The organism is Brachybacterium sp. AOP29-B2-41, from assembly GCF_052378395.1.
GTDB lineage: Bacteria > Actinomycetota > Actinomycetes > Actinomycetales > Dermabacteraceae > Brachybacterium.
On sequence record NZ_JBQSXR010000045.1, the window covers coordinates 1 to 1863 of the forward strand.

General features: G+C 61.2%; 2 protein-coding genes. Both read right to left on the reverse strand.

What is annotated here, in order from left to right:
- Nucleotides 1–439 precede the first annotated feature (439 nt).
- Nucleotides 440–838 carry a hypothetical protein gene (locus tag ACT3T9_RS18785; RefSeq protein WP_444502837.1) on the reverse strand — a complete coding sequence of 133 codons (399 nt, stop codon included), beginning with the start codon at nt 836–838 and terminating at the stop codon, nt 440–442.
- A gap of 191 nt (nt 839–1029) precedes the next feature.
- Nucleotides 1030–1542 carry a hypothetical protein gene (locus ACT3T9_RS18790; RefSeq protein ID WP_444502838.1) on the reverse strand — a complete coding sequence of 171 codons (513 nt, stop codon included), beginning with the start codon at nt 1540–1542 and terminating at the stop codon, nt 1030–1032.
- Between the last annotated feature and the right edge of the window lie 321 nt (nt 1543–1863).

Below are 1863 nucleotides of genomic sequence, written 5' to 3' on the forward strand. Positions count from 1 at the left end.
TGGGGTATACCCGAGCGAGCAGATCTGTGTCAGATCGACCGTTTTAGACCCTGTGGGACGGGGGAGCCTACGGTGCCGTAGCTGTCACGCAGGGTGGTGCTCACTGTGGCAGATGTGCCGTGTTGAGGTCCCTGGCCGATGGGTGCGCGGGGCGATCTACGCAAACTGGGGAGATCCGGCCATCCCGGGAGCCAGATAAACAACGTCTGTCTGACGTCCGAAGGTAGGGAGGAGTCGGCCTCGCGCAAACCACGGCTGCGGCTACTACGCCAACGGTCGTGCCTGGCTCACGTGGTGCGATGAGGCCGGCCTCGATCCGCCGCGCGCCGATGGCCGGGACCTGACCGCCGCGATCGGCCTCGCCCCTCGCGAACAATGAAGCCGTCCGCGAAATGCTCGGCCACGGCATTCAAACTCTCAGCCCTGGGGCGATTCTTGTCTACAGACATACCGGCTTGAGATCGGCGTTCTGCTCGCTTTCGTTCGGCGGAACCGCCTCCACTCTCGTATCGCCCTGATCGTCGAGAAGTTCAATTCTGCTGACGCTTAACGGGGGATTCTGCATGATAACCACGTTGTTTGCCACCATGCACGTCGTCTCGCCGATGCGGAGGGCTCGATATGTGTCCTGGACGACGGCGTATAGGAGGGTTCCGCGCCCATCAGGGGTTTCGCTCAAGAGAGTTAAGGGCTGGCCGTCGGATGCCTCGTCGCATGACTGCGTTCCAATGCCGGTCTCAATGATCAAATAGCAATAGTCGTTTCCAGCTTTTCCTAGGTAGACCGCTATGTCCTCCGAGGAGCGCGCGAGGCGCCAGGAGGATTCCTCGGTCTCCATTTGCGGGTCCGCAAACCCAGGCGGAGGGACGTCGAAATCCTCCCGCTCTTGACTGAGCACGCTGAAGGGCTCCTCCGTGCTGGATGAGACTGGAGGTGTTTCTCGAGGGGGCAGCGGGCTCGAGCAGCCTGCGCTGCCGAGCAGGCCGACGAGTAGGGTGGCGCAGATCTTCAGTCCGCGCTCACTCCAGCTCACGAAGGTCGCGCCCAGCAGTACAGCGACATTTCTACTTGGCTAGGAACATTGCAGTTCACCCATCCCTTTGCTGCTGAAGGTGCAACTGCGGACACTGCCATAGCAGTGGTGGTTCTTTTGGCAACCTGCTTTCTGTTCGAGAAGGTTGTGCCCTGCATGATGATCACTTCTTTGACTGGCCCCGTAGCGCTGCCAACAACGCCCGCCCGCTTCACCTTTGCGATGGGGGCTGAATTGAAGGCAAAGGTGTAGGCGCAATGTAGCTTGCCGCTGTACTCCGGAAACTGTCCGGTGTTAATGCACCAGTCAGCCCGTAGGGGTGTCGTTTCAGTGATCGATTGCGTTGAATCGGAAGGCGTGGCGGTGCCACTTGCGTAATCGTCTGCTAACGCTACCCCAGGGGTTGCCGCTGCGATGCTAACGAGAACTGCGGCGGCAGCGAGTTTAGCCGTTCTTGTGATCTTCAATTTCTCATCCCGGTTCGATAGTGGTTCCTGCGGCTCGAGCATCGAAGCTAGGAGCCCGTGCGCTGAAGTGCAAACAACCCCATGGGGTGACGAAGGTCATAGTGTGACAGGCCTTGGCGCCGCACTCAAGCCCGGAGGGCGTGCCCCTGCCGAACGCAGCCGTCCCAGGTACGGCACGACAGCCGACTGTGGCGCCCCGCAGTAGCTCTACGGCGCCGTCGACCCCTGCTTCGACATCAATGTCGCGGTGGGGCTCAGGTCCCCCAGGGAAGCGGGAGGCGCGACCTCGATGGAGCAGTCATCTCGACCCTCGCCCGTTCGACCTCAAAGCTAGCGTCGCCGGCGGTGCGGAGATCAGCACCG

Excerpts from the sequence above, each read along its gene's own strand:
- ACT3T9_RS18785 (WP_444502837.1), bottom strand. The coding sequence starts at position 838 with ATGGAGACCGAGGAATCCTCCTGGCGCCTCGCGCGCTCCTCGGAGGAC.
- ACT3T9_RS18790 (WP_444502838.1), bottom strand. The coding sequence starts at position 1,542 with ATGCTCGAGCCGCAGGAACCACTATCGAACCGGGATGAGAAATTGAAG.